24 protein-coding genes are annotated in these 26953 nt (G+C 72.4%); 17 read left to right on the forward strand and 7 right to left on the reverse strand.

Going from position 1 to position 26953, the window contains the following annotated elements; all coding sequences use genetic code 11:
• Positions 1-391 precede the first annotated feature (391 nt).
• A complete protein-coding gene (locus tag WMF17_RS10135; RefSeq protein WP_437649097.1) occupies positions 392-1168 on the forward strand; it encodes a GNAT family N-acetyltransferase in 777 nt (258 codons plus the stop codon).
• Between the two features lie 277 nt (positions 1169-1445).
• Here the strand turns inward: WMF17_RS10135 and WMF17_RS10140 are convergent, their stop codons facing one another.
• Both WMF17_RS10140 and WMF17_RS10145 read right to left on the reverse strand, forming a co-directional pair.
• Positions 1446-2840, reverse strand: coding sequence for an amidase (locus WMF17_RS10140; protein WP_437649099.1), 1395 nt, complete (start codon positions 2838-2840; stop codon positions 1446-1448).
• Positions 2841-3022: 182 nt separating this feature from the next.
• Positions 3023-3628: an RNA 2'-phosphotransferase gene (locus tag WMF17_RS10145; RefSeq protein ID WP_437649100.1), complete on the reverse strand. Its 606-nt coding sequence runs from the start codon at positions 3626-3628 to the stop codon at positions 3023-3025.
• A gap of 205 nt (positions 3629-3833) precedes the next feature.
• Here WMF17_RS10145 and WMF17_RS10150 point away from each other — a divergent pair, with 205 nt between their 5' ends.
• The gene (locus WMF17_RS10150) at positions 3834-4754 is read left to right on the forward strand and encodes a LysR family transcriptional regulator (RefSeq protein WP_437649102.1); all 921 of its coding nucleotides are present in this window, start codon (positions 3834-3836) and stop codon (positions 4752-4754) included.
• A 25-nt stretch (positions 4755-4779) separates the two neighbouring features.
• Here the strand turns inward: WMF17_RS10150 and WMF17_RS10155 are convergent, their stop codons facing one another.
• The gene (locus WMF17_RS10155) at positions 4780-5121 is read right to left on the reverse strand and encodes a hypothetical protein (protein ID WP_437649104.1); all 342 of its coding nucleotides are present in this window, start codon (positions 5119-5121) and stop codon (positions 4780-4782) included.
• Positions 5122-5476: 355 nt separating this feature from the next.
• Here WMF17_RS10155 and WMF17_RS10160 point away from each other — a divergent pair, with 355 nt between their 5' ends.
• From WMF17_RS10160 to WMF17_RS10200, 9 genes are all read left to right on the forward strand, one after another.
• On the forward strand, positions 5477-6031 hold the full coding sequence (locus WMF17_RS10160; RefSeq protein ID WP_437649105.1) for a Na+/H+ antiporter subunit E: 555 nt from the start codon (positions 5477-5479) through the stop codon (positions 6029-6031).
• Complete coding sequence (locus WMF17_RS10165) at positions 6024-6293, forward strand: monovalent cation/H+ antiporter complex subunit F (protein WP_437649107.1); 270 nt, start codon at positions 6024-6026, stop codon at positions 6291-6293. The genes WMF17_RS10160 and WMF17_RS10165 overlap by 8 nt, the downstream gene beginning before the upstream one ends.
• Positions 6293-6595 (forward strand): monovalent cation/H(+) antiporter subunit G, encoded by a 303-nt coding sequence (gene mnhG / locus WMF17_RS10170; RefSeq protein ID WP_437601778.1) that lies wholly within the window; start codon positions 6293-6295, stop codon positions 6593-6595. The genes WMF17_RS10165 and mnhG overlap by 1 nt, the downstream gene beginning before the upstream one ends.
• A complete protein-coding gene (locus WMF17_RS10175) occupies positions 6592-7548 on the forward strand; it encodes a hydrogenase subunit MbhD domain-containing protein (protein ID WP_437649109.1) in 957 nt (318 codons plus the stop codon). The genes mnhG and WMF17_RS10175 overlap by 4 nt, the downstream gene beginning before the upstream one ends.
• Positions 7545-7868, forward strand: a complete 324-nt coding sequence (locus tag WMF17_RS10180) for a cation:proton antiporter subunit C (protein WP_437649111.1) — start codon at positions 7545-7547, stop codon at positions 7866-7868. The genes WMF17_RS10175 and WMF17_RS10180 overlap by 4 nt, the downstream gene beginning before the upstream one ends.
• On the forward strand, positions 7865-9289 hold the full coding sequence (locus tag WMF17_RS10185; protein WP_437649113.1) for a complex I subunit 5 family protein: 1425 nt from the start codon (positions 7865-7867) through the stop codon (positions 9287-9289). Before WMF17_RS10180 ends, WMF17_RS10185 begins: the two co-directional genes overlap by 4 nt.
• Positions 9286-10779: a complex I subunit 5 family protein gene (locus WMF17_RS10190; RefSeq protein ID WP_437649115.1), complete on the forward strand. Its 1494-nt coding sequence runs from the start codon at positions 9286-9288 to the stop codon at positions 10777-10779. The genes WMF17_RS10185 and WMF17_RS10190 overlap by 4 nt, the downstream gene beginning before the upstream one ends.
• The gene (locus tag WMF17_RS10195) at positions 10776-12527 is read left to right on the forward strand and encodes a complex I subunit 5 family protein (protein WP_437649117.1); all 1752 of its coding nucleotides are present in this window, start codon (positions 10776-10778) and stop codon (positions 12525-12527) included. Before WMF17_RS10190 ends, WMF17_RS10195 begins: the two co-directional genes overlap by 4 nt.
• A gap of 111 nt (positions 12528-12638) precedes the next feature.
• Positions 12639-13928 carry a hypothetical protein gene (locus WMF17_RS10200; protein ID WP_437601785.1) on the forward strand — a complete coding sequence of 430 codons (1290 nt, stop codon included), beginning with the start codon at positions 12639-12641 and terminating at the stop codon, positions 13926-13928.
• Positions 13929-13967: 39 nt separating this feature from the next.
• Here WMF17_RS10200 and WMF17_RS10205 read toward each other — a convergent pair whose 3' ends face one another.
• Positions 13968-14510, reverse strand: coding sequence for a DinB family protein (locus tag WMF17_RS10205; protein ID WP_437649119.1), 543 nt, complete (start codon positions 14508-14510; stop codon positions 13968-13970).
• 288 nt (positions 14511-14798) lie between these two features.
• On the opposite strand from WMF17_RS10205, the gene WMF17_RS10210 reads away from it, so the two are divergent.
• The 3 genes from WMF17_RS10210 to WMF17_RS10220 all read left to right on the forward strand — a co-directional run bounded on the left by WMF17_RS10210 (position 14799) and on the right by WMF17_RS10220 (position 18019).
• Positions 14799-15653: a class I SAM-dependent methyltransferase gene (locus WMF17_RS10210; protein WP_437649121.1), complete on the forward strand. Its 855-nt coding sequence runs from the start codon at positions 14799-14801 to the stop codon at positions 15651-15653.
• A complete protein-coding gene (locus WMF17_RS10215) occupies positions 15631-17556 on the forward strand; it encodes a GNAT family N-acetyltransferase (protein WP_437649122.1) in 1926 nt (641 codons plus the stop codon). The genes WMF17_RS10210 and WMF17_RS10215 overlap by 23 nt, the downstream gene beginning before the upstream one ends.
• 70 nt (positions 17557-17626) lie before the next feature.
• Complete coding sequence (locus tag WMF17_RS10220; protein ID WP_437579425.1) at positions 17627-18019, forward strand: DUF4156 domain-containing protein; 393 nt, start codon at positions 17627-17629, stop codon at positions 18017-18019.
• A 214-nt stretch (positions 18020-18233) separates the two neighbouring features.
• Here WMF17_RS10220 and WMF17_RS10225 read toward each other — a convergent pair whose 3' ends face one another.
• Positions 18234-19031 carry a sulfite exporter TauE/SafE family protein gene (locus WMF17_RS10225; protein WP_437649124.1) on the reverse strand — a complete coding sequence of 266 codons (798 nt, stop codon included), beginning with the start codon at positions 19029-19031 and terminating at the stop codon, positions 18234-18236.
• 119 nt (positions 19032-19150) lie between these two features.
• Here WMF17_RS10225 and WMF17_RS10230 point away from each other — a divergent pair, with 119 nt between their 5' ends.
• The gene (locus WMF17_RS10230) at positions 19151-21235 is read left to right on the forward strand and encodes a hypothetical protein (RefSeq protein WP_437649126.1); all 2085 of its coding nucleotides are present in this window, start codon (positions 19151-19153) and stop codon (positions 21233-21235) included.
• A 47-nt stretch (positions 21236-21282) separates the two neighbouring features.
• Entirely contained in the window at positions 21283-23064 is a 1782-nt protein-coding gene (locus WMF17_RS10235) for an ABC transporter ATP-binding protein (RefSeq protein ID WP_437649128.1), read from the forward strand.
• Here WMF17_RS10235 and WMF17_RS10240 read toward each other — a convergent pair.
• Positions 23048-23476 carry a hypothetical protein gene (locus WMF17_RS10240; RefSeq protein ID WP_437601792.1) on the reverse strand — a complete coding sequence of 143 codons (429 nt, stop codon included), beginning with the start codon at positions 23474-23476 and terminating at the stop codon, positions 23048-23050. The genes WMF17_RS10235 and WMF17_RS10240 overlap by 17 nt on opposite strands.
• 357 nt (positions 23477-23833) lie before the next feature.
• Here WMF17_RS10240 and WMF17_RS10245 point away from each other — a divergent pair, with 357 nt between their 5' ends.
• The gene (locus WMF17_RS10245) at positions 23834-25846 is read left to right on the forward strand and encodes a hypothetical protein (RefSeq protein WP_437649130.1); all 2013 of its coding nucleotides are present in this window, start codon (positions 23834-23836) and stop codon (positions 25844-25846) included.
• Between the two features lie 73 nt (positions 25847-25919).
• Here WMF17_RS10245 and WMF17_RS10250 read toward each other — a convergent pair whose 3' ends face one another.
• On the reverse strand, positions 25920-26855 hold the full coding sequence (locus tag WMF17_RS10250; RefSeq protein ID WP_437649132.1) for an SGNH/GDSL hydrolase family protein: 936 nt from the start codon (positions 26853-26855) through the stop codon (positions 25920-25922).
• Positions 26856-26953: the final 98 nt, after the last annotated feature.

The raw sequence follows: 26953 nt of genomic DNA on the forward strand, positions 1-26953 counted from the left end.
CCCGTGCCCCGCTCCTCGACCCCGGCGAGCGCGCCGCCGCGAACCCGCACCCGTTCGCAGCGCGCCGCCGCCCCCACGGGCGCCGAGCTCGCCGCGCGCTCGTCGGTGGGTGGCGAGCCCGTCGAGCCGCCGCCGCGCACTGCGAGCTCGCCGCCGAGGCGCACCTGGTCGAGGCAGAGCACGCCAGGCCCACCACGCGCCCGCGAGCGCGCGCCGCAGGGCTCTTGTGCTCGCGGTCCGGCCGAGCACCGCGAGCGCGCTCCGCGTCCGCCGCGCCCTCGAGAGCCCGCTCCGCGCCACCCCGCTCCGGCTCCAGGCCTCGACAGCCATCGTTTCCTGGACGAGGCCGGGATCTGTTGCGAAGGAGAGGGTTCGGTGGTGGAGTGCCCCCGTGGACCACGACTCCGTGCTTGCGCTGTTTGACCAGCAGATCAGACAGGGGCGCTCGGGCGAGCTGGCGACTGGACGATCCGGCTTCGCCCGCCACGCCGTACGGGCGGATGGCTCGGACGGGAGCTGGGCGACCATCGTCTGGTCCGACCTCGACGAGTCGACCGTGGACCTCGCGATCGCCGAGCAGATCGCGCGCTTCGCACCGCTCGGGCGTGCCTTCGAGTGGAAGCTTTACACCCACGATCGGCCGGCAGACCTGGGGCAGCGGCTGGTCGCTGCCGGTTTCCGTCCGGAGCCGGAGGAGGCACTGCTCGTCGCCGATACCGCCGAGCTGCCCACCGAGGTCGTGTTGCCCGAAGGCGTGCGGCTGCTTCCCGTGACCGATGCCGAGGGCGTGCGGCTGGTCGTCCGGGCGCACGAGGCGGCCTTCGGTACGGATCACGCTTCGCTGGAGCGCAGGCTGGTGACCCAGCTGGCAGAGGAGCCCGAGGCGATGGCCGCCGTCGTCGCAATGGCCGGCGACGTCCCCATCTGCGCTGGCAGGGTCGAATTCCACCGAGGGACGCAGTTCGCCAGCCTCTGGGGCGGTGGGACCGCGCCTGCGTGGCGTGGTCGCGGCGTTTACAGGGCGCTTGTCGCGTACAGGACCCGTCTCGCGGCCGAGCGCGGTTATCGTCACCTCCAGGTCGATGCTCGGCCCGACAGTCAGCCGATCCTGTCACGGCTCGGCTTTGTCCGACTCGGCACGACCGTCCCGTACATTTATGAGCGGTAGGCGGCGGGCAGCGAGGTGCGGAGGGGGTGGAATCACGGCCTCGAACACCGACGCCGGCTCACTGCTCCCTCGTGATCCAGGCGATCGGTAACGGCGACTTCTGGTCGCGGCATGAAGAGCTCGGCGGGCCGGCGCTGTGTCGCGCTGCTCGCCCGGTTCGAGCGGCGCCAGAGCGCCGGCGGCTGAGGCGACGGGTCCGGCGCCTGCGCGGACTGGGGTGATCGCTGATGTGCTGACGCCGCGCGCCCGTCGCGCCCGCCGCGCCCGTCGCGCCCGCTCAGCGCCCTTTCAGCGGCGGCGCCCGGAGCGGGACGCTGGGGCTCTCGAAGGCGCGCGCGGCGCGCAGCACCAGCGCCTCCTCGAAGTGGCGCCCGACGATCTGGAGCCCGAGCGGCAGGCCGGCGCTTGTCACGCCCATGGGCACGCTGATGGCCGGCTGGCGCGTCAGGCTGAAGGGGCCGGCGAAGGACGCGGGAGACGGGCCGCCGCCCTCGATGGGGGGAGCCGCCCCGGCCGAGGTGGGCGTCACCAGCAGGTCGAAGCGGCGGTGGAACGCGGCCATGGCAAGGGCCAGCTCCGCGCGTCGCCGCTCGGCCTCGAGGTACGCCACCGCGCCGAGCGCCTCCCCTTCGGCGGCTGCGCTCCGCACCGCGGGATCGAGCAGGGCGCGCTGCTCCGGTCCGAGCTCCCGCACGGTGTGCGCGGCGCGGGCGGCGAACAGCGTCCGCAGCACGCCCCCTGGGTCCGCGAACGGGGGATCCACCTCCTCCACCTCGGCGCCGAGCTCGTGCAGGGTCGCCGCCGCCGCGGCGAAGCGGGCCCGCGTCTCGCTGGCCGGCTCGATGGTGCCGAGCGTGGCGCTCACGCCGATGCGCACGCGGCGCAGCGCGCCCGCGAAGGGCGCGTCGTCGATCGCGTCCACCACGTCCCCGGGCGCCGGCGGGGCCCGGAACGGGTCGCGGTCGTCGGGACCGGAGAGGACCGCGAGGAGCAGCGCCGCGTCGCCGACCGTGCGCGCGATCGGCCCCACGTGCGGGGGCACGCCGACCACGCTCGCCGGGTGGGCCGGCACGCGGCCGAAGGTCGGCTTGAGCCCCACCACCCCGGAGAACGCGCTGGGGACGCGGATCGAGCCGCCGCCGTCGGTCCCCACCGCGATCGGGCCGAACCCCGCCGCCACCGCGGTGACGGCCCCGGCGCTGCTGCCTCCCGGCGTGTGCCGGGGGTCCCACGCGTTGCGGGTGATCCCGGTCAGCGGGCTGTCGCCGGAGCCCTTCAGGCCGAACTCCGAGGTCGTCGTCTTCCCGAAGAGCACCGCCCCGTGCTCCCGCAGGCGCGCGACCGCGGGCGCGTCCTCGGTCCAGGGGCCGCTCGCGTCCACGGTGCGCGAGCCGCGCCGGGTCGGCCAGCCGCGCGTGAGCAAGAGGTCCTTCACCGAGACGGGCACCCCGTCGAGCCGCCCCGCCGGCGCGCCGTGGACCCACCGCGCCTCGGACGCGCGCGCCGCGTCGAGGGCGCGCTCCTCGTCGAGCAGCACGAACGCGTTGAGCGGCGCGCCGTGGCGCTCCACCTGGGCAAGGACGGCCCGCATCACCTCGACGGGCGAGGCGCTCCGGGCTCGGTAGAGGGCGAGGAGTTCGAGGGCGGTCGCCTGCACCAGCGAGGAGGTCATGATTCGTCCATTATAACGGATGATTTGTCCGTTTCAACAGACGTGACGCCCGCGCACCTGCTGGTCCTCAAACCTGAATACATCAAGTAGCCGAAACATCCTTCGAGCCACAGCTTGAGCCCCCCAACTTTCTCCCCCTCTCCCCGTCTCCGCACTCTCCCCCTCTCCGCCCAGCGCCGCCCTCATCCTCCCGAGATCAGCGCCCGCAGCGCCTCCGCCTCCCGCTTCGCCCGCGCCACGATCGGCATCAGCCCCACGAGGCACCCCACCGGCACCTCCCGCGCCAGGATCACCCCGTTCTGGCTCCGGAACACGCGCACCCCGCGCGCCCTCAGCCGCGCGGGGCTGATCTCGAGCATCACGGCGACGTTCGCGCGCTTGCCCACCGCGCTGCCCGGCGCGTCGGTGCAGTGGACGTGCGTGCGCGCCGCCGGCCGGATCCCCTCGCGCGCGATGCTCCGGACCGCGTCCACGCTGGTGCCGTGCCAGATCGACGCGTCGCCGTGGACCTCCTCCCACGACGCCTCCAGGCCGGCGAGCGTCACCGGCATCCCGTCGCGCGAGTGCCCTTGCGAGGCGCGCACCCGCTCGCCCCGGATCTCGAGGCGGTTCTTCGTGTTGTTCTCCACCGCCTCGTCGAGCTGCGAGCGCCCTATCCCGAGCGCCCTCAGCACGTCGTCAACGGCCACCCAGCCCGCCTCGTCCATGGCGATGCCCAGCGAGGGCGCGCCGTGGCGGAGCAGCCAGGAGAGCTTCTTGCTCGTGTCGGTCAATCGATCGCGGCCCATCGTCAAGCTCCATCCTTTGCAGTGCACCCGGAGCCGCGACCCGCGCACCGCGCGCGTGCCGCTCGACCCGCGCGGGCGGGCTCCGGGAGAGATCCTGATCGGTGCAGGAATCGGAACATCGGACGGAAGGAAGAATAGACACCCCGCTATCCTCCGGAAGCAGTATTTCTGGATGCGCTATCGCGTTTCGCGATAGCGTCCCGGCATGCTCAACCTCGACTGGCTCGGCGCCTTCGTGGTCTTCACCGAGCACCTCAACTTCACCCGCGCGGCGCGGGCGCTCCACCTCTCGCAGCCGGCGCTCCACGCCCAGATCGGCAAGCTCGGCGAGGCGCTCGGCGTCACGCTCTACCAGCGGCGCGGGCAGCGGCTGGAGCTCACGGCCGACGGCAAGCGCGTCGCCGCCTTCGGGCGCGAGGTCGGCGAGCGGACGCGGTCGTTCCTCGGCGTCCTTCGCGACGGCGAGAGCCGGGAGCCGGTGGTGCTCTGCGCCGGCGAGGGCTCGTACCTGTACCTGCTCGGCGAGGGGATCCGCGCCTTCACCGCGCGCGCCGTCGCCCCGCTCCGCCTGCTCACGCGCGACCGCGAGGCCACGCTCGACGCCGTCGTGACGGGCGAGGCGCACCTCGGCGTCGCGCCGCTCGAGGGCGCGCCGGACGGGCTCGCCGCCGACCGCCTCACCGAGGTCGAGCTGGTCCTGGTCGTCCCCGAGGCGCACCCGCTCGCCCGCAAACGCCGCATCCTGCTGCGCGATCTCGAGGGGGCGCGGCTCGTCGTCCCCGGGCCCTCGCGGCCTCACCGGGCATTGCTCGCGCAGGCGCTGCTCTCGGCGGGCGTCCGCTGGGAGCCGGCGGTCGAGGCGAACGGCTGGGAGCTGATGCTCCACTTCGTCCGGCTCGGCGTCGGCATCGCCGTGGTCAACGCCTGCTGCCGCCTCCCGCGCGGCCTCGTCGCGCGCCCGTTGCCCGAGCTGCCGCGCAAGGTCTTCTATGTCGTCCGCCGGCGCGGGGTCGAGCTCCAGGGCGCGCCGGCGGAGCTCCATGATACGCTGCTCGCGCACGGGTCGGCGTGGCAGCGCAAACACGCGCTCGGCGTGACGTCGAGCACGCCGGCGCGCCGGCGCTGAGCGTTCTATAGCCGACCTCCGGGGCTCAGGCCGCCTTCCTGGACTTCGACTTGCCCTGCTTCGCCTTCTTGCCGCCCATCTCGTCCGGGCGCCTCACCAGCTTGGAGAAGTTGCTCGGCTCCCCGTCCGCCGTCTCCTCCTGGTACACGAGGGCGAGGTTCGCCTCCTCGAACTTGGCGAAGAAGTCCTCCCACGAGATCTCCTCGAGGGAGCCCTCCCCGCTGTAGCCGGGAAAATCGATGCGGAGGATGCCAGGCTCCCCGTCCTTCTCGGTGCTCTTCACCGTCGCCGGGCGGCCTCCGCGCGATTCGGCCCACTGGCGGATCTCGTCGTGATCGATGGTCGTCTTCGATGAGCTGGCCGGCATGATCGTCCCTCCCGTGCTCGTACGTTGATTCTCGCGAGGAATGGCAATCTGCGTGCCAGAGGGTCAGGCGATGATCCGGACAGGCGATGACGAGCTCGGCCGTGAGCGCGTTTGACGGCGGACGAGCGGGCAGGGTGATGGCTCGACCGGCCGGAGGGCGGCGCCGCGCCGCTCGGGGATACCGCGTCACGCTCTGGATACCGCGTCGCTCTCTCTGGAGGAGGGCGTCGTCCCGTGTCCGCCGTCCAACCTCCTCCTCCTCTTCCGTCGAACCTTTCGTGGAACCGCCAGGCCCGTTGACGTCACGGGCTCCACCCCTAGCTTCCGCGAAGACGTACCGTTCGGCGACGACAGCGTGGAGGAGGAGGGGCCCGCGAGGACGAAAATGATTCATGAAGTCCGGGAGCGGCTCGCACAAGGGGGCTGGCGATCCGTCTCCGTCCGAACGTTGGTTCTCATCGGCGGATGGTGGGCGCTGACCGAGGGGGATCGCGCCGGGCTTGCCTTTGGCGTGCCAATGGTTCTTCTCGCCCTCTTCACGAGCGTGTGTTTGCCGTCGCCCCGCGCGCCTCGGTGGAGCCCGCTCGGCCTGCTGCGGTTCATGCGGTTCTTCCTCGCCGGCTCGCTTCGTGGCGGCCTCGATGTCGCCCACCGCGCGCTCGCGCCGCGGCTCCCCATCTCGCCGGTGATCATCCGGTTTGCGCCTCGCCTGCCCGCGGGTCCAGGCCGGCACCTCTTCATCGGAGCGATGAACGTGATGCCCGGGACGTTGAGCGTGGATATCGAGGTCGATCATCTCGATATTCATGTCCTGGTCGACGGCGGTGATGAGCTTGTCCGGCAGCTGCGAGCGCTGGAGGAGCATATTGCCCGCGCGCTGGGCGAGCGCCTGGAGTGTTCCCGTGCATGACGTGAGGACCGGCGTCGCCGTCTTTCTCTTGCTGAACGTCCTCGCCGGCGTCGTGAGGATCGCGCGGGGCCCCACGCTCGCCGATCGCATCCTTGTCGCGCAGCTCTTCGGCACGACCGGCGTGGCCGTGCTCCTGCTCGCCGCGGCGGATCAGGGGATGCCGGCGCTGCGCAACGTGGCCCTGGTCTTCGCCCTCCTCGCGCCGATCACGGTCGTGGCGTTCGTCAATCACGCCTTCGGGCGGTGGACAGGGGGCGGCTGATGAGGAGCGTGGACGTCGCTTCCGGTGTGCTCTTCGTGGTGGGCGCGTTCTTCTTCTTCGCGGGAACGGTGGGGCTCCTGCGGTTTCCGGATGTCTACACGCGGCTGCACGCGCTGACGAAAGCGGACAACCTCGGCCTGGGCTTCGTCGCGGCGGGCCTCGCGCTGGAGGCCGGCGAGCTCTCGGTGGCGCTCAAGCTCGGGTTCATCTGGGCTCTCGTGCTGCTCTCCAGCGGCATCTCCTGTCAGCTGGTCGCGCGGGCCGCGTTGCGTGGCGGACTCCGACCCTGGAGGCGACCATGAGCGGGGTCGACTGGGCGATGGACGGAGCTCTCGCCTGCGCCCTCCCCCTCCTCGCGTGGCGAGTCCTCGTGACCGATGACCCGCCGAAGGCCGTTGTGCTCTTCATCGCCTTCGGCCTCCTCTCCGCGGTGGGCTGGGCTCGCCTCGGCGCCCCGGACGTCGCCCTCGTCGAAGCGGCGGTCGGCACTGGCTTCACGGGCGCCCTGCTCATGAGCGCGCTCGGGTGGCTCGACCCGGCGCGGCGGGCTCCACCGCCGCCTTCCCGGTACCAGCGAGCCTCGCTCTCGCTGCTGCTCGCCGGGCTCGCCCTCCTCCTCGGCGCGGTCGTGTTCTCCTTGCCAGACCCGAGCCGTGGCCTGCGCGACGAAGTGCTCGCCAATCTCGCGCCGACCGGGGTGTCCTATCCCGTCACCGCGGTCCTCCTCGGCTTCCGTGGTTATGACACTCTCCTGGAGATCATCGTCCTGCTCACAGCGGCGATCGGGGTGCAGTCGCAGGTTCGGCCGGAGGACGCGCTCGGCGACGCTACCCGGGCAGGGCCCTTGCTCCCCGTGCTGATCCGCATGCTCATCCCGGGCATCGTCCTGGTTGCCGGCTACCTGCTCTGGAGCGGCGCGCACGCGCCTGGCGGGGCGTTTCAGGCGGGGGCGATCCTCGGCGGGGGCGCGATTCTCCTGCTGCTCGCGGGGACGGGTCCACCACTCCGCATGTCTTCGACCGTCGTGCGAGCCGCCTTGCTCGTCGGCCCGGCGGTCTTCCTCGCGGCCGCCGGGGCGCCGCTCTTCGCCGGTAAGCATGTGCTGGAGTACCCGCCCGAATGGGCCGGGGCGCTGATTCTTTGCATCGAATCGGCCCTGACGATCTCGATCGCCATGGTCCTGGCGATGTTCTTCCCGCCGACGAGGCACCCGGATCGAGCGGGGGTGCGGGCCCGCGAGGAGGACAGGGCGTGAGCCAGTGGACCCTCTATGCCCTCTCAGGCGTCGTCGTGCTGGCCGTGGCGCTGTACGGGCTCTTCTCCTCCGAAGACCTCGTCAGGAAGGTCATCGCCGCCAACCTCGTCGGGAGCGGCGTGTTCCTGTTCCTCGTGGCGCTGGCGCGGCGGGCTTCCGGCGGCATCCCCGATCCCGTGCCCCACACGCTCGTCCTGACCGGGATCGTGGTGTCCGTGAGCGCGACGGCCTTGGCTCTGGCCCTGGCGAGGCGCCTCGGCGGCGCGGCGGATGACACACGGCCATCCGGATCCATCGAGAGAGAAGCGGATGAGCCATGAGCGCCGCGCTCGCCTGGGCGATCCTCGTCCCCCTGATCGGCGCTGTGCTGTGCTTGCTCTCGGGTCCGCGCGGCGAACGATGGATAGCCGGCGCCGCGATCCCGGGGACCCTGGGCCCCGTCTGCGCGGTCGCAGGGGCCGTCGGCACGAGCGGAACGCTTCGCCACGCTGCAGGCGGCTGGGGCGCATCGCTCGGCATCGACCTGCGTGCCGACGGCCTGGCGGCGGTGATGCTGCTTGCCGTCGGCGTCGTCGGCGCTCTGACCTGCGCGCAGGCCATCAGGGATCAGCGAGCCAGCCCTCGCCCGGGAGGTGGGGTCTTTTCGCTCTGGCTCTCCGCGTGGGCGGCCCTCAACGCCCTCGTCGTGTCGGCCGACATCTTCAACCTGTACGTCACGCTCGAGCTGACGACGCTGACGGCGGTCGGGCTCATCACCCTCGGCGGCGACCGCGAGGCCCTCAAGGCGGGGTTACGCTACCTCCTGTTCGCGCTCCCGGGCTCGCTCGTTTACCTGCTCGGCGTCGCGATCCTCTACGGGATGTACGCCACGCTCGACCTGACCGCCCTCGGAGCGCGGCTCGCCCCGGACCCGACGACGTGGACCGCGCTCGCGCTGATGATGGCCGGGCTCTGCCTCAAGACCGCGCTCTTCCCGCTTCACGCGTGGCTCCCGCCAGCCTACGTGAGCGCGGGGTCGACCGTCAGCGCGTTCCTCGCCGCGCTCGTCGGAAAGGGCTCGTTCTACGTCCTCTTGAGGATCTGGCTTGAGGTCCTTCCAGCGGAGGCTGCGCCCCGGGCCGGGCAGGTCCTCGGGATGCTCGGCGCCGCGGGCGTCCTCTGGGGGTCGCTCCTCTCGTTGAGGCAGCGACGACTGAAGGCGCTCACCGCCTATTCGAGCGTGGCGCAGATCGGCTATCTCTTCCTGGTCTTTCCGCTCGGCGTCCCGAGCGCCTGGCCGAGCGCCGTGTACCTCGCGATCTCGCACGCCGCCGCCAAGGCTTCGATGTTCCTGGCAGCCGGCGCGATCCATCGCACGCTCGGCCACGACGAGCTCGATGGACTGCAAGGCCTGGCCCACCGCCTCCCGGTCACCTTCGTCTCCCTGGCGCTCGCGGGCATCAGCCTGATGGGAATGCCGCCCAGCGGTGGGTTCGTCGGGAAGTGGCTGCTCCTGCGTGCCGCCATCGATCGCGGTCAGTGGGGGTCGGCCGCCGTGATCCTGGCTGGCGGGCTGCTCGCCGCTGGCTACATGTTCCGGGTCCTGCGCAGCGCGTTCCTGCCGCTGCCGCGCGAGGCGCGCCTCCACCCGCTCCCGCGCGGGGCCGAGGTCGCGGCTCTTGCGCTTGCCCTGCTGGCGCTCCTGCTCGGCGTCGCGCCGAGGGTCCCGCTCGAGCTCCTGCGCGTGGGCCTGCCGTCATGAGCCTTCACGACTCCATTCCCCTCCTGGTCGTCCTGAGCTCTCTCGTGCCCGGGATCCTCATCTTCCTGCTGGCCGAGGAGCAGCGTACCACCCGGACGGCCCTGAACCTGGCCTCGGCGTTCGTGAAGCTCGCGCTCACGGGCATCCTGGTCTGGGGTGTCGGGCAGGGCCGACGCTACGAGACGCGCCTGCCGTTCCTCCCCGACGCGGACCTGCTCCTTCGTGCCAGCCCTTTCAGCATGCTCTTCGTCACGCTCTCGGCGGTCCTGTGGCTCGTCACGACCGTGTACGCGGTGGGCTACCTCGAGGGGTCGCCGCACCGCAGCCGCTTCTTCGGTTTTTTTTCGCTGAGCGTCTCCTCGACGATGGGCGTCGCGCTCGCCGGGAACCTCCTTACGTTCCTCGTCTTCTACGAGATGCTCACCCTCTCCACGTACCCGCTCGTCGTCCACCGCGGGACCAGGGAGGCGCTCCGTGCAGGCGATCTCTACCTTCGCTACACGTTCCTCGGCGGGGCGTTGCTCCTCGCGGGCGTGGCGTCCCTGTACGCGCTCGTGGGATCCCTGGAGTTCACCGAGGGGGGAGCGCTCCCCCAGCCCGTCGCGGAGCAACACAGGTCCGCGCTCATCGTCGTGTTCGTGCTCCTGATAGGAGGCCTGGGCGTGAAGGCCGCCCTCTTCCCGCTGCATGCCTGGCTGCCCGTGGCCATGGTCGCTCCTGCCCCGGTGAGCGCCCTTCTCCATGCGGTCGCCGTCGTCAAGGCCGGAGCGTTCGGGATCACGCGCGTTGTGTACGACGTGTACGGGGTCCGCCTCGCTCATGAGCTCGGCGTCACCGGACCTCTCGCGGTCCTCGCCGCGACGACGATCCTCTACGGCTCTCTCAAGGCCCTCACGCAGGATGACCTCAAGTCGCGGCTGGCCTATTCGACCGTCAGTCAGGTCTCCTACATCACGCTCGGCGTGGCGGCGGTCGGCACGCTGTCCACCATCGGTGGCATCGTTCATCTCGTCCACCAGGGGCTGATGAAGATCACGCTGTTCTTCTGCGCCGGGAACCTGGCCGAGGAGCTCGGGCTCCACAGGGTGAGCGAGCTGCGCGGCGTGGGCCGGCGAATGCCCTTGACGATGGGCGCGTTCACCCTGGCGGCGCTCGGGATGATCGGCGTGCCGCCGCTCGCCGGGTTCGTGACGAAGTGGTACCTCGGGGTGGGCGCGCTCGAGGCGAACCAGCCGTGGGTCCTCGGCGTCCTGATCGTCAGCAGCCTGCTGAACGCCGCCTACTTCCTGCCGATCCTCTACGATGCGTGGTTCGGGGAGCCGACGGCGACCTGGCCGGCGGCCTCGGGCCGCGCGGAGACGGGGCTGTTCCTGCTGTTGCCCCCGCTGGTCACGGCGGCGCTCTGCCTCGCGGTCGGGGTCTTCGCCGGCACGCCGCTGAGCCCCCTGGCATGGGCGAAGTTGATAGCCGCCCGGGAATTCCTGCCGTGACCCTCGTCGACCTCGCTGCCGGGGCGACGATCGCGGCGTTCGCGTTCCCCCTGCTCCTCGCGGCGGGGGTGCCGGTTCGCCCCGCCCGGCCCCTCGCGGCGGCGCTCGCCCCCTGGGCCGCCTTGCCGGCGCTGATCCTCGCCGTGGGTCTGCACGGTCGCGCGACCATCGACTGGAGCACGGTGCTCCTCGGGATGCGCTTCGGGTCTCAAGGCACGGTGACGCGGGGCTTTCTGCTCTTCACGGCGTGCCTGTGGCTCGTGTCCAGCCTCTTTGCGCGAGCCTACATGGCGGACGATCCGCGTCGCTCGCGCTTCTGGGTCTTCTTCCTCGCGACGTTGAGCGGGAACCTCGGGCTCGTGCTCGCCCAGGACGTGGCGAGCTTCTATCTCTTCTACGCGCTCATGACCTTCGCCGCGTACGGGCTCATCGTGCACGATGGAACCGACGCGGCGCGCCGCGCCGGTCGGGTCTACGTCGTGATGGCCCTCATCGGCGAGATGTCGCTCCTGGCGGCGTTTCTCCTCATCGTCGGCGCCGACATCAACGTTGGCCTGCAGGACGTCCCTCGCGTGGTCGCCGCCTCGGCGCGCCGGGAGCTCGTGGCCGCCCTGCTCCTCGTCGGGTTCGGGGTCAAGGCTGGAGCGCTTTTCCTGCACATGTGGCTGCCGCTCGCGCATCCGGCGGCGCCGGTTCCGGCGAGCGCGGTCCTGAGCGGGGCGATGATCAAGGCCGGCGTCCTCGGCTGGCTGCGGTTCCTGCCCCTCGGCGTCGTGGCGCTGCCCGTCCACGGATCCGTGTGCGTCGTCGCCGGGGTCGCGGCGGCTTTCTTCGGCGTCGCGATCGGGCTGACACAGCGCGAATCGAAGACGATCTTGGCCTACTCCAGCGTGAGTCAAATGGGCTTCGTGACGGCCGCGCTCGGCATCGGCCTCTCGAATCCAGGCGCCGCTGCCGCGGTGGGCACGGCGATCGTCTTCTACGCGATGCACCACGCACTGGCGAAGGGAGCGCTCTTCCTCGGCACCGGAGTCGCCAGGGCGACGGGCTCCGGCTGGCCGGGGCGCCTCGTGGCCCTGGGCCTGTTGTGGCCGGCCCTCGACCTCGCGGGGGCGCCGCTCTCCAGCGGGGCCCTCGCGAAGATCTCCCTCAAGGACGTGGTGGCACAGGCACCCTGGGGAACCACGTCACTGCCCTGGTTTCTCTCCTTCGCGGCCGTCGCCAGCACGCTTCTGATGGTTCACTTCCTGCGTCGTACGATCCCTCGCTCGGCGGACCGCCTCGTTCCCGGGGCGGGGCTGTGGGTCCCCTGGGCGTCGCTGATCCTGCTCGACCTCGTCCTGCTCGTGAGGCCGCCCGTTGCGACGGCGGATTTCGAAGTCTTCGTTGCCCCGGAAGAGCTCTGGTCGGCGGCCTGGCCGGTGCTCGTGGGGGTCGTGATCGCCGCTGTTGCCGGACGGCTGCAAGGCCGAGTACCACACGTCTGTGCGGAGGTCCCCTCTGGAGATCTGCTCTACCTTGTCGATGCCGTCCTGATGAAGCTTCAACGGGTCCTCCTTGCGGCCCGGGACGCGTGGGTCAGCATGGCGCTCCGGCCATGGCGCGCACGAGTCGTTCTCATCGAGCGGTCCTCGGAGCGCCTCCTGCTGGCAGCGGAGAGGGCCGAAGCGGCCCTCTCGGCGTTCGGAGCGATCGGTTTGTTGTTCCTCCTCCTCATGCTCCTCGTCATGGCCGCGCAGCTTTTCTAGAGCGGCTGCTCGGCCGCGTCGGGCACGGCGACCCGCATCAGGAGGCCAAGAGGCTCCTCCTCTGCTACCTAGAGTCGAGCGGCGCATCGCGCGCCGCCGAGGGCCGAGGAAGTGACCGCCTACCACCTGCTCCTCCGGGTCGCCGCGCTCGTCGCGGCCACGACCACCGCCACGGGCGCGGTCGCGCGCCCGCCCGTGCAGCAGGAGCACGTCCTGCCGGCGGCGCCCGCGCCCGAGCCCGCGGCCTGGCGCGCCCTCGTCGTGGGCGGCGGCCCGCGGCCCACGATGAACCAGGTGGCCATCGAGGCCCACGTCCGGTACTTCCAGTCGCTGCTCCCGCCCACGGTGAAGCGGCGCGTCCTCTTCGCCGACGGGCGCCGGGGCACGCGGAGCGTGCAGTTCCTCGACGGCCACCGCATGCGCTACCGCGCGCCCAGGCTCCCGCGCATCGACGGGGCGACGACCCGCCCGGGGTTCGACGCGATCTGGCGCCGGTTCGTCCGAGCGCGCCCGGCCGACCCGCTGCTCCTGTATTTCGCCGGCCACGGGAGCCCGGATCCGCGGCGCGACCTCGACAACAACGTGTTCGACCTCTGGGGCGGCGGGGCGCTGTCCGTGCGCGACCTCGCCGCCCGCATGGCGGAGCTGCCCGGCGACACGCCCGTCGTCCTCGTCATGGCCCAGTGCTTCTCCGGCGCCTTCGCGAACCTCCTCTTCGAGGGCGGCAGGCCCGACGGCGAGCTCGTCGAGCGCGACGTCGTGGGGTTCTTCGCGGCGACCCGGGACCGCCCCGCGTCCGGCTGCACGCCCGAGATCAACGAGGCGGATTACACCGACTTCAGCAGCTATTTCTTCGCCGCCCTCTCGGGCGTCGATCGCCTCGGGAAGCGCGTCCACGGCGCCGATTTCGACCAGAACCGGTTCGTGGGGATGAACGAGGCGTTCGCGTACGCCCTCCTCCACCAGGCGACGGGCGATGTGCCGGTCGCGACATCCGATGTGTTCCTGCGTCGCTTCGTGAACAAGCCCGATCACGAGACCATGGCGACGCCCTATTCCCGGGTCCTCTCGTGGTCGAGCCCGGCGGAGCGGGCCGCCCTCGAGGGCCTCTCGGACGCGCTCGGCCTCCGCGGCGAGCACCGGCTGCGGGCGGCGTACGACCGCGAGTTCGGGCCCGGCGCGGGCACGAGGGACGTGGAGGACGTGACGTCGGCGCACCGGCTGCGGTTCATCCGGCTCGCCAAGAGCGTGGTGCTGGCGAGGACGCTGCGGCAGAGCGCCGACCGCGCCCTGAGCGCGCGCTTCGAGCGGCTGCGCGCCGCCGAGGCGCGCAACCCGCTCGTCGAGGCCAGGGCGGCGCGCCAGGTGCGACAGGACCCCCGGCGGCGCGCCGCCCGGTGAGCCGGGGGCGGCCTCGCCCGCCTGCCCCGGGGGCTCCTGTCAGGGCGCGCGGGGCTCGTCCCGCAGCATCGCGATCATATCGGTCACGCCGGGGTCGATTCCCATCTGCGTGAGCAGGGTTGTCACCTGGCCACGGTGATGGGTCTGATGATTGAAGAAATGGCCCACGGCCCACCAGAGCGGATGGGCGTGGACCGTACCGCTCCGCGTGTAGCTCAGGTCGCCCGAGAGCGCCCGCTCGTCGATCTGGTGCACCCAGGCGAGGATGTCGGCGTCCGTCCTGGCGCGCTCGCGGGAGAGAGCGCCGAAGTCCGCGTAGAGCTCCTGCGACATCGCGGTGATCTCGATGGCCTTGCCGCTCGCGTCGCGCGAGGCGAACCGCCCCACGTCGCCGGTGAAGCGCCCCATCCACACGCGGTCGGCGAGCAGAAGATGGTTCAACGTGCCGTGAATCGATCGGAAGAAGGCCCCGCGATCGCGCTTGCGCTCGACGTCATCGAGCTTGTCGACAAGCCCAAAGAGCCTGTCGTTCATCCACAGGTTGTAGCGGGCCAACGCGCGGTACTGGTCGATCCAGGTCATGAGCGAACCCTCGTGCAAGAGCGGGCGCGCACCCTACCATGCCCGCCCCCGACGGCGAACCCTGGCCAGCACCGCCGCGATCGCCCGCGGCGTAGCGGACCGCCGCGCGCGACTTCGGCAAACGGCGCGCCTCGGACGCATGGCCTCCACCGCGCGCAGCGGCCGAGATAGCGCTTGCTCGGTCCGCTATGGCGGACTATTGTCCTCGATAACAGACATGTGGTGCTCGGGGAGATCTCCCTCTCGGAGCCGCATTTCCCGATCTCCACCTCCTCACAAGGAGCCGCGATGGTCAGCCTTGCGCTCGATTCAGCTATCCTGGCCGAGACGTACGATCGCGTCAGCGATCGGCAGTTCAACCACGGAAAGCTGCTCATCGAAGAACTCCAGATATCCACGGGCGAGAGCGTCCTTGACGTCGGGTGCGGGACGGGTCGGCTCGGGGCGCATGTCGCCGAGCTGGTCGGCCCCTCCGGTGAGGTGTCCGGGGTCGATCCGCTGCCGCTCCGCGTCGCGCTGGCGAACGGGAAGCGCAGGCCGAACTTCAGCGCCAGCGTCGGCCAGGCCGAGGATCTCTCGCAGTTCGCCGTCGGGAGCTTCGATGTCGTCTTTCTGAACAGCGTGCTCCACTGGCTGCCCGAGAAGCTCGGCCCGCTGCGCGAGGCGCGCCGCGTGCTCAAGCGGGGAGGGCGCCTCGGCATCAGCTCGGCCGCCAGGGAGCGCCCGCACGACTTCGAGCGGGTGCTCGCGGACGTGCTGTCCTCTCTCGGTGTGACCGGCACCGCGGAGGCGCTCGGCAGCACGCCCCACAAGGTGACCTCCGACGATCTGAAAAGCACCCTCCTGCTTGCCGGCTTCGAGGACCCGAAGCTCCAGATCCGCTCCTTCACCGACCACTTCACGGACACGGACGACGTGATCGCGTTCTACCTGGCCAGCTCGTTTGGCAACTTCCTGTCCAACCTTGTTCCGGCGGACGCCGCGCGGGTGAAGCCGGCGCTCGCGGCCGAGCTCGAGCGCCGTCGCGCGCCGGAGGGGATCCGGCTGCAACGTCACCTGATCTTCACCGTCGCGCGCGCGGGCGGCGCTGACGGAGGAGAGCCCGCCTCCCGGAGGGCAGGTGAGCGAACGACTCGACGTTGAGGTGCTGGAGCGCCGCGAGGAGCTCGAGGCGCTGCGGGAGCCGTGGAGCGCGCTGTGGGAGCGCTGTCCGGCGGCGACGGCATTCCAGCGGCCGGAGTGGCTGATCCCGTGGTGCCGCGAGCTCGGGCCCGAAGAGGTGCTGGCCCTTGTCTTCCGGTCGGAGCAGGGGCTCGTCGGCATGGCGCCCCTCGCGATCCACCGTACCGGCGAGGAGCGGGTCGTCGCGCTGCTCGGCGCCGGGCTCACCGACTACAACGACGTCCTGGCCGCGCCCGGGTACGAGCGCGCTGTCGCGGAGGCGGTGCTCGCCTGCCTCGACGAGCGCGCGGACGCCTGGGACGTCGCGGATCTCCACGACCTGCGCGGATCGTCGCCCCTGTTCGCGGCCGAGGCGCCCTCCGGCTGGTCGGACGAGGTCGAGAAGCTCGAGGCGTGTCCGAGGGTGACCATCCCGGAGGGCGCCGGGCCGGACGACCTGTTCTCGCCGGGGATGCGCGCGCGCGTCAGCCGCGCTCGGAGGCGGCTCGCGCGGGCCGGGGCCTTGCGCGTCGACGTGGCCGACGCGGCGAGCGTGGACGAGCTGCTCGACGCGCTGTTCGCGAACCACCGGGCGCGCTGGATCTCGCGCGGCGAGGGCGGCGTGCTGGACGAGGCGCTCCGGCCGTTCCACCGCGCCGTCGCGCGGGGGCTGTGCGCGCGGGGCGCGCTGCGGCTGTTCGGTCTGCGGCTCGACGGGCGGATCATCGCGTCGCTTTACGGGCTGGCCGAGCGGGGCGGGCTCGCGTCGTACATCACCGGCTTCGATCCGGAGCTCGCGTGGTACAGCCCGGGGCTCGTGATGCTCGCCAGCGCGATCGAGCACGCGGCGCGCGAGGGCGCGCGGACCGTGGACTTCCTCCGCGGGCGCGAGCCGTACAAGTACGAGTGGGGCGCCGTCGATCGCTGGACGTACCGCCGGCGGCTGCGGCACCGGGGCGCGCGCGAGGCCGGGCGGCCGGGCGGCCCGGAGGCCGGGCAGGGCGACCTCGAGGGCGCGGTGAGGGCCGTGATGTCCGGCGAGGTGTCGTCGGAGGTCGGCCTTGCGCGGCTGCTCGGCGCCGCCGGGGATCTCGCGGCCGCGGCGCGGGCGATCGAGGCCGCGCGGCCGGCGGCGGGGGAGGGGGAGCCGGCGGCGCGCCTCGAGGCGCTGCGCCGCTGCCTGGACGAGCGGCGCGCCGCGTGCGCGACCGTGGCGGAGATGCTGGGCGCGCACCGGGACGCGGGCGTCGCCGGGGCGGACGCGCCGGCGCGCGCCGCGCGGCTGTTCGACGAGCTCTGCGCGCGCTCGGAGGAGGCGAGCGTCGCGGCGTACTCGCTCGGCGATCCCGAGATCCTCGAGCGGGCGACGCGGGAGGTGGTCGAGCTCCTCGAGCGGTGGGGCGCGCTCGGGGAGGGCCGCGCGATCCTGCAGATCGGCTGCGGGATCGGCCGCTTCGAGGCGGCGCTCGCGCCGCGGGTGCGCGAGGCGTGGGGGCTCGACGTCGCGCCGCGGATGATCGAGGCCGCGCGGCGGCGCTGCGCGGGGCTGCCGAACGTCGTGCTGGCGGTCACGTCGGGCGTCGACCTCGGCGACGTGCCGTCTGCTGGCTTCGATCTCGTGTACGCGGTCGACTCGTTCCCGTACCTCGTGGCGGCGGGCGCGGCGATCGTGGATCGGCACGTCGCGGAGGCGCGCCGGGTGCTGCGGCCGGGCGGGGAGCTCGTCGTCCTCGGCTATTCGTACCGGGGCGACCCCGCGCGCGACGCGGCCGACGTCGCGCGGCTCGCGGCCCGCCACGGGTTCGACGTCCTGGTGAGCGGCGAGCGCGCGTTCTCGCTGTGGGACGGGCGGGCGTACCGGCTGCGGAGGCTCGAGCACCGCTGACGACCTCTCGACGCGCGGCGAGGAAGAAGCGCTGCCGCGCGCCCGTAGCTATCGGCAGAAGGTGCTTGAGATGAAGACCCCGACCTGCCGCGCGTTCGCTCTCGTTCTCCTGTCGTCCCTGTCCCTGCCTGCCTGCGCCGCCGTGGAGCTCAACCCGGGCGCGGAGAGGATCATCGTCACAAAGCAGCCGGCCCCGCAGGGGTGCCGGTTCCTCGGGACGGTGGTGGGAGAGCAGGGCGGCTCGTTCTCCGGAAAATTCACCAGCAACTCGAACCTGCAGAAGGGGGCGGTGAACGACATGAAGAACCAGGCCCACGAGCTGGGCGGCAACTACGTGGTCCTGGAGAACACGAACGCCGGCAACACGATCTCCGGCGATCGGGACAGCCTCTCCGGCCAGCAGACCGACGTCACCCACATGGGCAACGCGTACAGCTGCCCGCCTCAGCTCGTCGGCCTGTAGGATCGTCCGAGCCCACGAGGCCGCTGCGGTGATGGCCCGCAGATGGAGGCTCCCGCCGGAGGCACCGGCGGGAGCCTCGCGCCATTGGGCGGCGCGCCTTATGCCGGGCCAACGTTGGCCCCGGGAGCGGCAACGGCGCGCCTGATGCCGGGCCAACGTTGGCCCCGGGAGCGGCAACGGCGCGCCTGATGCCGGGCCAACGTTGGCCCGGGCGTCAGGCGCCGAACCGGTCCCAGCCGAGCTTGGCCGTGAGCACGAGCCCGAGCACGACCACGAACCACCGCACCTTCCTCGGCTCGATGCGCCGCGCGACCGAGGCGCCGGCGAGCGAGCCGACCACCGCCGCCGCCATCATGATCGGCGTGGCGACCCGGTCGACCGCGCCCGCGAACAGGAACGCGATCGCGGCCACCCCGTTGATCAGGGTCGCGAGCACGGTCTTGAGCGCGTTCATCCGGTGGATGTCCACGTTGCCCGCGAACGACGAGAGCAGCGCCAGCATCATGATGCCGATGCCCGCGCCGAAGTAGCCGCCGTAGACGCTCACGAGGAACTGGAGCAGGAACACGAGCCACGGCCGCGAGGGCAGGGCGAAATCTTCCGCCGCGCCCGCGCCCGCGCCGCCGTCCTTCGCCGAGGGCGTCGCCGGGCGCAGGTTCTGCCAGAGCAGGAGCAGCGTCGCGACGAGCACGAGCCCGGGCACCGCGGCGTCGAACACGCGCTGCGGCGTCACGAGCAGGAGCGCCGAGCCCACGATGCCGCCGAGCAGCGACGGCAGGAAGAGGACGCCGAGGACCCGGTAATCCCGGGCGAGCTCGCGGCGGTACGCCCACGCCGACGCGAGCGACGCGGGCGTGAGCGCCACGGCGTTCGTCGCGTTCGCGGAGAGCGGCGAGAGCCCCGCCGCGATCGCCGCGGGGAACGAAACAAGCGTGCCGCCCCCGGCCACCGCGTTGATGACGCCGGCCACGGCGGCGGCGCCGGCGAGGAGCGCGGCTCTCGTCAGATCCACTGTCGCGACATGGCCCGAGCCCGGCCGTGCTGTCAACCTCCGCCCCGAGCTCCTGGGATGGCGTTGCCGCCGATCACGGCGGTCGTTTGTCCTTGGAAATCCGAGGAAATCCGAGCGCTATGACGCGATCCCTTTCGTTCCTCCACGTTGCTTTGCTCTCCACGCTGTCGCATATCGCCCTGCCTCCGAGCGCCGCCGCCGCCGGCGAGGGGCCGCCGGCGCGCGCGCACGTCTGGGTGGCCGATGACGGCACGCGCGTCCGCCGGGACGACGTCGGCCTGCCGCTCTCGCGCGGCGACGGAAACGCGCTCTTCCGGCCCGGCGAACCGATCCGGCTCGGCGCGCTCCGCGCGGAGGTCGTCGCCTTCCAGGTGATCGTCGAGGCGGGCGCCGAGCCCGTGCGCGGCGTCACGGTCGAGCTCTCCGGGCTCGCCCCCCCGGCCGGCGCAGGCGCGCCGTCCAAGACGCCGGCGGCGCCGCAGCAGCAGGCGCAGGCCCCCGGGGCGGCGCCCGCGCAGGCGATCTCGATCGATCGCTTCGTCGAGCACTACGTCGAGATCAAGCAGCGCTCGCGCACCGACAAGCGACCCATGGAGTCGCTCGGGTGGAGCCCGGCGGCGCGGCCGCCGGACGACAGGCACCTCGGGTTCCTCCCCGACGCGCTCATCCCCGTCGAGCTCGCGCCGCCCTGGGCGCCCTATCCGCTCGAGGTGGGCGCTCGCGAGACCCGGGCGGTCTGGATCGACCTCCACGTCCCCGAGGGCGCCGTCCCCGGCCTCCACGAGGGCAAGGTGGTGGTGAGCTCGGCCTCGCACGGCGAGCTCGCGTCGCTCGATCTGAGGCTCGATGTCGCCTCGGCGACGCTGCCCTACGGCCCTGTCGACTTCATCGCGTTCTACGAGGCCGGCCGCGTCGCCGAGCGGGTCGGCGACGGGCCTGCCGTCGAGCAGCAGCTCTGGCAGCTGCTCCACGAGCACCACGTCGACGGCTTCGCGTCGGTCCGGAGCCCCGCGGATGTGGAGCGCCTGCGCGCGGCCATCGACGGCTCGCTCTACACGAGGGAGCGCGGCTACCGGGGGCCGGGCCAGGGCGTCCCGCCCGCCGCGGTGGCGCTCGGCGCGTACGGCGGCTTCGGTGACCCGACCGAAGAGGCGCTCCGCCGCGTCGAGGCCGTCGCGGAGCTCCTCCCGCCGGCGGTGGACGACGTGATGCTGTACGCGGTCGACGAGCAGTGCGAGAGCCCCCGCGGGCCCGGGTGGCGCCGGCTGGTCCGCGGCTCGCGCCTGTCGTCGCGCATCCTCGTGGGGCACTCGTGCGGCAACGTTCACCCGGTGGAGCAGGACGTCGACCTCGTGCTCACGCCCGCCAACCGCTTCGACTCCGCGTGGGCGCGGGCCGCGCACGAGGCCGGCAAGCGCCTCTGGGTCTACAACGGCGCGCTGCCGCGGGCCGGCTCCTTCATGATCGACGCGCCGCTCACCGGGCTCATGGCCGACGGCTGGATCGCGGCGACGCACGAGATCGGCCGCTGGTTCCTGTGGGAGACGGCGTTCTGGCACGACGGCAACCGCGGCGGGAAGGGCCCTGTCGACCCGTTCACGGTCGCCGAGAACTTCCACAACCGGGACGGCGACGCCTGCCTCGGCGACGGCATGCTGCTCTATCCCGGCACGCAGCGGGGGAGGTTCGCCTCCCGCTCCGTCGGCTTCGCCGGCGTATTCCCCTCGATGCGCCTGAAGACCCTTCGCCGCGGCATCCAGGACGCCGGCTACATCGCGCTGGCCAGGTCGGCGTCGCCCGGCGCGGTGGACGCGATCGTGAAGGAGGTGATCCCGGCCGCGCTCGACGAGACGCTCGACACCTCGCCCACCGCGTGGAGCAGCGAGGGCGCCCCGTTCTTCGAGGCGCGGGCCGCGCTGCGCGCCCTGATCCCGGCGGACGCCTCGCTCGACGCCGCCGGCGTCCGCCGCGCGCTCGCCGAGGCGGCCGCGGCGCGGCGCGCGCTCGTCCCGCTCGCGCGATCGCAGGGCGCGGGCGACGGGCCGCCGGCGGGGGGTCCGGGGCAGACCGCGCCGGGGCCGCTGCGCCGTTTTCGCGGGACGGGGCTGCTCCTCGCCGCCCTCGCCATCGGCGCCGCGGCGCTCGCGTTGGCCATCGCGCTCTACCGCCGGGGGAGGCCGGGGCGCGGGGCCAGGCGGCGTTGACCCGCGGGACGGCCACCTCCGCGCCGCCTGCTACGCTCGCGCCCCCCATGCAGAACCCACGCAGCGGCCCCCGCCCCGGCCGAGCGCACCTCCGACGTCTCCTCCGCCTTGCCCGCCCCGAGCTCGGCAAGCTCGCGCTCGGCACCCTGTTCCTGGGCGTCGGCAGCGGCATCAGCCTCCTGCTCCCCCAGGGGATCCGGAAGATCATCGACGACGCGCTCGGCCCCGGCACCGGCGTCGAGGCGATCGACGACGCGGCGCTCTGGCTCGCGCTCCTCATCGTCGTCCAGGCCGCCGCCGTCGCGCTGCGGTACGTCCTCTTCTCGACCGCCGGCGAGCGCGTCGTGGCCCGGCTGCGCGCGCAGCTCTTCGAGCACCTCCTCCGGCAGGAGGTGGCGTTCTTCGACGACCACAGGACCGGCGAGCTGACGAACCGCCTCGCGTCGGACACAACGGTCCTCCAGAGCGCCGTCAGCGTGAACGTGTCGATGGCCCTGCGCTTCGCCGCCTCCGTGATCGGCGGCGTCGCGTTCCTCTTCTACACATCCCCGCGGCTCACCCTCCTGATGCTCGCCGTGGTCCCCCTCGTGGCGATCGGCTCGGTGGCGTACGGCCGCCGTGTCCGCCGGCTCTCCCGCAGCGTCCAGGACGCGCTCGCCCGCGCCAGCGAGGTCGCCGAGGAGGCGCTCTCGGGCATCCGCACCGTCCGGGCCTTCGCCGCCGAGAAGCACGAGGCGGAGCGTTACTCCGGCCGGGTCGCCGAGTCGTTCGACCTCGCCCGGAGGCGCATCCGCGCTTCGGGGAGCTTCATGGGCGTTGTCACGTTCGCCGGCTACAGCGCCATCGCCCTCGTGCTCTGGTACGGCGGCCACCTCGTCGCCGCCGGGCGCATGACGCTCGGCGGGCTCACCTCGTTCCTCGTCTACACGATCGTCGTCGCCTTCGCGCTCGGCGGCCTCAGCGACCTCTGGGCCGACTTCATGAAGGCCACCGGCGCCGCCGAGCGCATCTTCGACCTCCTCGACCGCGAGCCGGCGATGGCGGACGCCGGCGGCGCCCAGCCCCGCGCCGTCGCGGGGCGCCTCGAGCTCCAGCGCGTGCGTTTCAGCTATCCGACGCGCAAGGATGTACCGGTGCTCAAGGGCATCGACATCTCGGTTCGCCCCGGAGAGGTCATTGCCCTGGTCGGGCCGTCCGGGGCGGGCAAATCCACGATCGCCTCGCTGCTCCTGCGGCTCTACGACCCCGACGAGGGCAGCATTCTCCTCGACGGGCGCGACCTCCGCGAGCTCTCGCCGACCTGGCTTCGCCGGCAGATCGGCATTGTCGCGCAGGAGCCTCTCCTCTTCGCAGCGAGCGTGGCCGACAACATCCGTTATGGACGGGAGGGCGCCTCGGACGCGGAGGTCGAGGCGGCGGCGCGCGCGGCGAACGCGCACGATTTCATTCTGCGGTTCCCGGCGGGGTATCGCACGCTCGTCGGCGAGCGCGGGGTGCAGCTGTCCGGCGGGCAGAAGCAGCGCGTGGCGATCGCGCGCGCGATGCTCAAGGACCCTCGGCTGCTCGTGCTCGACGAGGCGACGAGCGCGCTCGACGCCGAGAGCGAGCACCTCGTGAAGGGGGCGCTCGACGCGCTGATGAAGGGGCGAACGACGTTGATCATCGCTCACCGGCTCTCGACGGTGATGGGCGCCGACCGCGTGCTCGTGATGGATGGGGGGACGATCGTGCAGAGCGGGGCGCACGCGGCGCTCATCGCCCAGGACGGTCTCTATCGCCGGCTTGTCGAGCGGCAGTTCGTGAGCGCCCAGCTCACGACGACTGCATGATGAGCTGCTGCGCCGCCCTGCGCTCGCCCACGATGGAGACGGCCGTCTCCGAGGCGAGCCCCGCCGCGCTCTGCGACGTGCGGCGGAGCGTGCCGAGCAGCGCGTGCCAGCCATGCTGGCTGTTCGTGAGGGCGCGCGCGCTGATGCCGTCCATGCGGACGAGCGCCTTGCGCGCGACCCGGAACACGCCGCTGTTGATGCCCTCCACGAGATCGAGCGTGGCGCCGAGCCGCTCCTGGGTCTCGACGCGCACGTCATCGAGGAGGCCGAACCCCGCGCGCACGACCTCTTCGACGACGCCGAGGCTGCCGTCAACCCACGTGTAGATCAGGCCCTCTCGCGGGTCGCCGAGCTGCGCGCGATCAGAAACCTTGCTGCCGGCCGAGATCTTGCCGGAGATGCTCTCGTCCATATCGAGCCCCCTTCGTTACGGTAGTTGGCAGGCTGCTCGCCTGCTGCGAACTCACTATCAACAACCGAGGTCTCGGATGGGTTATCACAGGGCAACAAAGGTGTGAACTCTTTCTTTTGTGATCGCCCCCTTTCGGCGGCGCCGCGCGGAGATGAGCCCTGGGCGAGCTCTCCCAGACGTCCTGATGAGCCTCGCGATACTTCAATGAAAACGTACGATAAGCGGCCATCGCGTCGGTGACGTAAGCTGGCGGCCACGGGAAGATCCTTAGTCCTTGGCAGGCGCGTCCCGGCTAGCTAGGGTCTCACGGTGCCCACGAGGCCCACGAATACCGGGCGATTCATGAGGGGAACCACCTTGTCAACGCTTCTTGCCGCCTCCTGCGTCTCCGGCGCGCCGCACGGCGAGGCGCCCTCGGCGCCGCCGGATCCTGAGCTCCTGGCCTTCGAGCTGCACGAGGGCCGGATTCGCAACCACTTCTTCCGTCGTGGCCATATCGCCGCTCATGTCCTGGCGACCTCGGGCGTGTCGCCGCGGCTCATCGTCGCCTTTCCGGCGGGGAACATGGGAATCGCTGTGTGGTTCGACGCGCTGCCGGCGCCTGTCGAGCTCTCGGTGGAGGGGGCTCTCTCGGGCGTGGAGCGGCCCGGTGGGATGCGCGGCGTCTCGGCGCGCCTCGCGAGCACGGCCCCGGCGCTGCGCGTCCATCGGCTGGTCCTCGGGAGCATCCGCACCGTGCGCGAGGTGGGCCGCGACGCCGAGCTTCCGGCCTGGCTGCGCAGCGACGTCCAGGCCGGCGCCTCGGCGGGCGGCGCGTCGATCGCCGTGCGGCGCACAACGCGGGACGGCGAGCACCACATCGAGCTCCTCATCGAGCCGGAGGGCGGCACGACGGCCACGCTGGAGCCGGACGGGCGGATCGCCCTCACGGCGGGGCCGGGGGGCGTCCGGGTCCGGGTGACGGCGCTCTCGGACGAGCCGCCGCTCACGCCGGTGCCCCTCGACGAGATCGTCACGGAGCGCGCCGCCGACGACCCGCGCCAGCGGCAGGCGCTCGCCTTCCTCGCGTACCGGGAGAAGCTGCTGGCCGGGTCCTGGCGCTTCCTCACGTACTTTGGCCGGGACACCTTGCTCGCGGTGAGGATGCTCCTGCCGGTCCTCGAGCCGGCCGTGGTCGAGGCGGGCATCGGCTCGGTCCTGGATCGGCTGAGCGCGGCCGGGGAGGTCGCGCACGAGGAGGCGATCGGCGAGTACGCGGCGCTCCTGCACCTCGCGGCGGGCCGCGCCGGGGCGCTGCGCGAGCCGGTCTACGACTACAAGATGATCGACGACGACTTCCTCCTCGCGCCGCTGGCCGCCGAGTACCTCCTCGGCAGCGCGCCGGGCCGGGAGCGCGCGGCGGCGTTCCTGTCGCGCCGGACGCCGGGCGGCGACACGTATGCGCAGGCGCTCGCGCGGAACGTGTCGCTCGTGCTCCGCCTCGCCGCCCCGTTCGCCGAGACGGGGGATCCGAGGGCGTTGATCGCGCTCAAGGCGGGAGCGTCGGTCGGCGAGTGGCGCGACAGCGAGGAGGGCCTCGCCTACGGCCGGATCCCGTACAACGTGAACGCCGCGCTCGTGCCGGCCGCGCTCCGCGCCTCGGCGCGGCTCCTCGCGAGCCCGCTGCTCGGCGCGGACGGGGAGGGCGCCGGCCGGGCGGAGCGATTCGCGCGCGCGTGGAAGGACGCGGGCGTGTACTTCCGGGTGGAGCTGCCGGAGCGCGAGGCGAAGCGGCGCGTCGCGGCCTATGCGGCGTCGCTGGGCCTGGACGCCGCGCCGGCGCTCGCGTCGCTCTCGGGGACGCTCTCGTTTCCGGCCGTCGCGCTCGACGGGGAGGGCCGGCCCCTTCCCATCATGCACTCCGACGACAGCTTCGTCCTCCTGTTCACGGAGCCGCCGCCCGGCGCCCTCGAGGAGATCGCGGGCCGCCTGCTCCGCCCTTTCCCGGCCGGCCTGCGGACGCCGGTGGGCATCCTTGTCGCGAACCCCGCGTTCGCGCCGGATCCGGCGCTCTGGGGGCTGTTCACGTCGAGCCACTACCACGGCACGGTCGCCTGGTCGTGGCAGCAGGCGATGCTCGCCGCGGGCCTCGACCGGCAGCTCGGTCGCGGCGACCTGCCGGCCCGCGCGCGCGACGCGCTCGAGCGCGCGCGACGTGCGCTCTGGGAGGTGATCCAGGCCTCGCGCGAGGCGAGGACGCGGGAGCTCTGGAGCTGGGCAGTCGAGGGAGGGCGTTACCGGCTGGTGCCGTTCGGCGCCGAGAGGACGCACCACGACGAGTCGAACGCTGTGCAGCTCTGGAGCACGGTGTACCTCGCCGTGCGCCCGTGAGCGGCGCACGGCGGGATGGCGTTCCGTCCGCTCGGGCAGGCCTTCCCAAGGAAGGCGAGCCCACGACGTCGCCTCACGGCAGCAGGTCGCCGATCGCCGCGTACCAGACGTCCGCCATGCGCGCGTAGCCGGGCCCGTTCGGGTGGATCCTGTCCGGGAGCTCCGACGCCGGAAACCCGGTGTGCATATCCACGAGCAGCACGTGCTGCCCCGCGGACGCCCTGGCTTCGACGATCCCCACCAGCGCCTGATTGTAGGTGACCACCGCGGGATCGGCGAAGGTGACCGGAATGAGCTGCGCCGCGACCACGAGCGCGTCGGGCGCCGACGCGAAGATCTTGTCCAGGAGCGCTCCCAGGCGCTGCGGCGCCGAGGAAAGATTATCGTTCTGGGTCACATCGTTGGTCCCCGCCATGAGCAGCACGATGTGCGGGCGATCCGCGAGCGCGGGCGTCGGCACGAGCCCTGCGATCTGGTTGATCTTCCAGCCGCTGTGCCCCTCATGAGCCCGCGGAAACGCGGCGCCGTCGACCGTCGTCGGCCCGTTGAGCAGAGAGCCGACGAACGTGATCTTCTGTCCCGCGGCGCGCGCCTTGCGGAACAGCTCGATCCGATAGCCGCCGCCGCCCTGCACCCCGACCCCGTCCGTGATGGAGTCGCCGAGCGGCAGGATCTTGCAAGGCTCCCCGTTCGTCGGGCATGGCGTGAACCCGCCCGCGCCGCCCGCGCCGCCCGCTCCTCCCGCGCCGCCGCCGCCCTGGGCACCGGTGCTGGCGTCGCCACCGCCGTCGCCGCCGCCCGAGCCCGTCGCTCCGCCCGTTGTGACCCCGCCTCCACCGTTCCCGCTGGTGACCCCGCCTCCACCGCTCCCGCTGGTGACGGCGCCGCTCGTCGCGTCCCCGCTGGTCACGCCCGAGGCAGCGTCCCCGCCGGTCCCGGAGCCGGTCGACGCCTCTCCCGGCTCATCGGCACACCCGCTGAACAGCGCCGCCAGCGCGACGGCCGCCACCCGCGCGGCCCACGTCGAACGGCGCGCCCTGCGGCGCTCCGCATCGCTCCGCTCGCGCGATCCGCGCCGAGAACGATGTGTTTGAGCCAAATTCATCG

This window comes from Sorangium sp. So ce362, assembly GCF_051519845.1.
Lineage (GTDB): Bacteria > Myxococcota_A > Polyangia > Polyangiales > Polyangiaceae > Sorangium.

Excerpts from the sequence above, each read along its gene's own strand:
- WMF17_RS10210 (WP_437649121.1), top strand. The coding sequence starts at position 14,799 with ATGGTCAGCCTTGCGCTCGATTCAGCTATCCTGGCCGAGACGTACGAT.
- WMF17_RS10205 (WP_437649119.1), bottom strand. The coding sequence starts at position 14,510 with ATGACCTGGATCGACCAGTACCGCGCGTTGGCCCGCTACAACCTGTGG.
- WMF17_RS10175 (WP_437649109.1), top strand. The coding sequence starts at position 6,592 with ATGAGCGGGGTCGACTGGGCGATGGACGGAGCTCTCGCCTGCGCCCTC.
- WMF17_RS10240 (WP_437601792.1), bottom strand. The coding sequence starts at position 23,476 with ATGGACGAGAGCATCTCCGGCAAGATCTCGGCCGGCAGCAAGGTTTCT.
- WMF17_RS10230 (WP_437649126.1), top strand. The coding sequence starts at position 19,151 with ATGACGCGATCCCTTTCGTTCCTCCACGTTGCTTTGCTCTCCACGCTG.
- WMF17_RS10150 (WP_437649102.1), top strand. The coding sequence starts at position 3,834 with ATGCTCAACCTCGACTGGCTCGGCGCCTTCGTGGTCTTCACCGAGCAC.
- WMF17_RS10235 (WP_437649128.1), top strand. The coding sequence starts at position 21,283 with ATGCAGAACCCACGCAGCGGCCCCCGCCCCGGCCGAGCGCACCTCCGA.
- mnhG (WP_437601778.1), top strand. The coding sequence starts at position 6,293 with ATGAGGAGCGTGGACGTCGCTTCCGGTGTGCTCTTCGTGGTGGGCGCG.
- WMF17_RS10140 (WP_437649099.1), bottom strand. The coding sequence starts at position 2,840 with ATGACCTCCTCGCTGGTGCAGGCGACCGCCCTCGAACTCCTCGCCCTC.
- WMF17_RS10155 (WP_437649104.1), bottom strand. The coding sequence starts at position 5,121 with ATGCCGGCCAGCTCATCGAAGACGACCATCGATCACGACGAGATCCGC.
- WMF17_RS10190 (WP_437649115.1), top strand. The coding sequence starts at position 9,286 with ATGAGCCTTCACGACTCCATTCCCCTCCTGGTCGTCCTGAGCTCTCTC.
- WMF17_RS10145 (WP_437649100.1), bottom strand. The coding sequence starts at position 3,628 with ATGGGCCGCGATCGATTGACCGACACGAGCAAGAAGCTCTCCTGGCTG.
- WMF17_RS10220 (WP_437579425.1), top strand. The coding sequence starts at position 17,627 with ATGAAGACCCCGACCTGCCGCGCGTTCGCTCTCGTTCTCCTGTCGTCC.
- WMF17_RS10185 (WP_437649113.1), top strand. The coding sequence starts at position 7,865 with ATGAGCGCCGCGCTCGCCTGGGCGATCCTCGTCCCCCTGATCGGCGCT.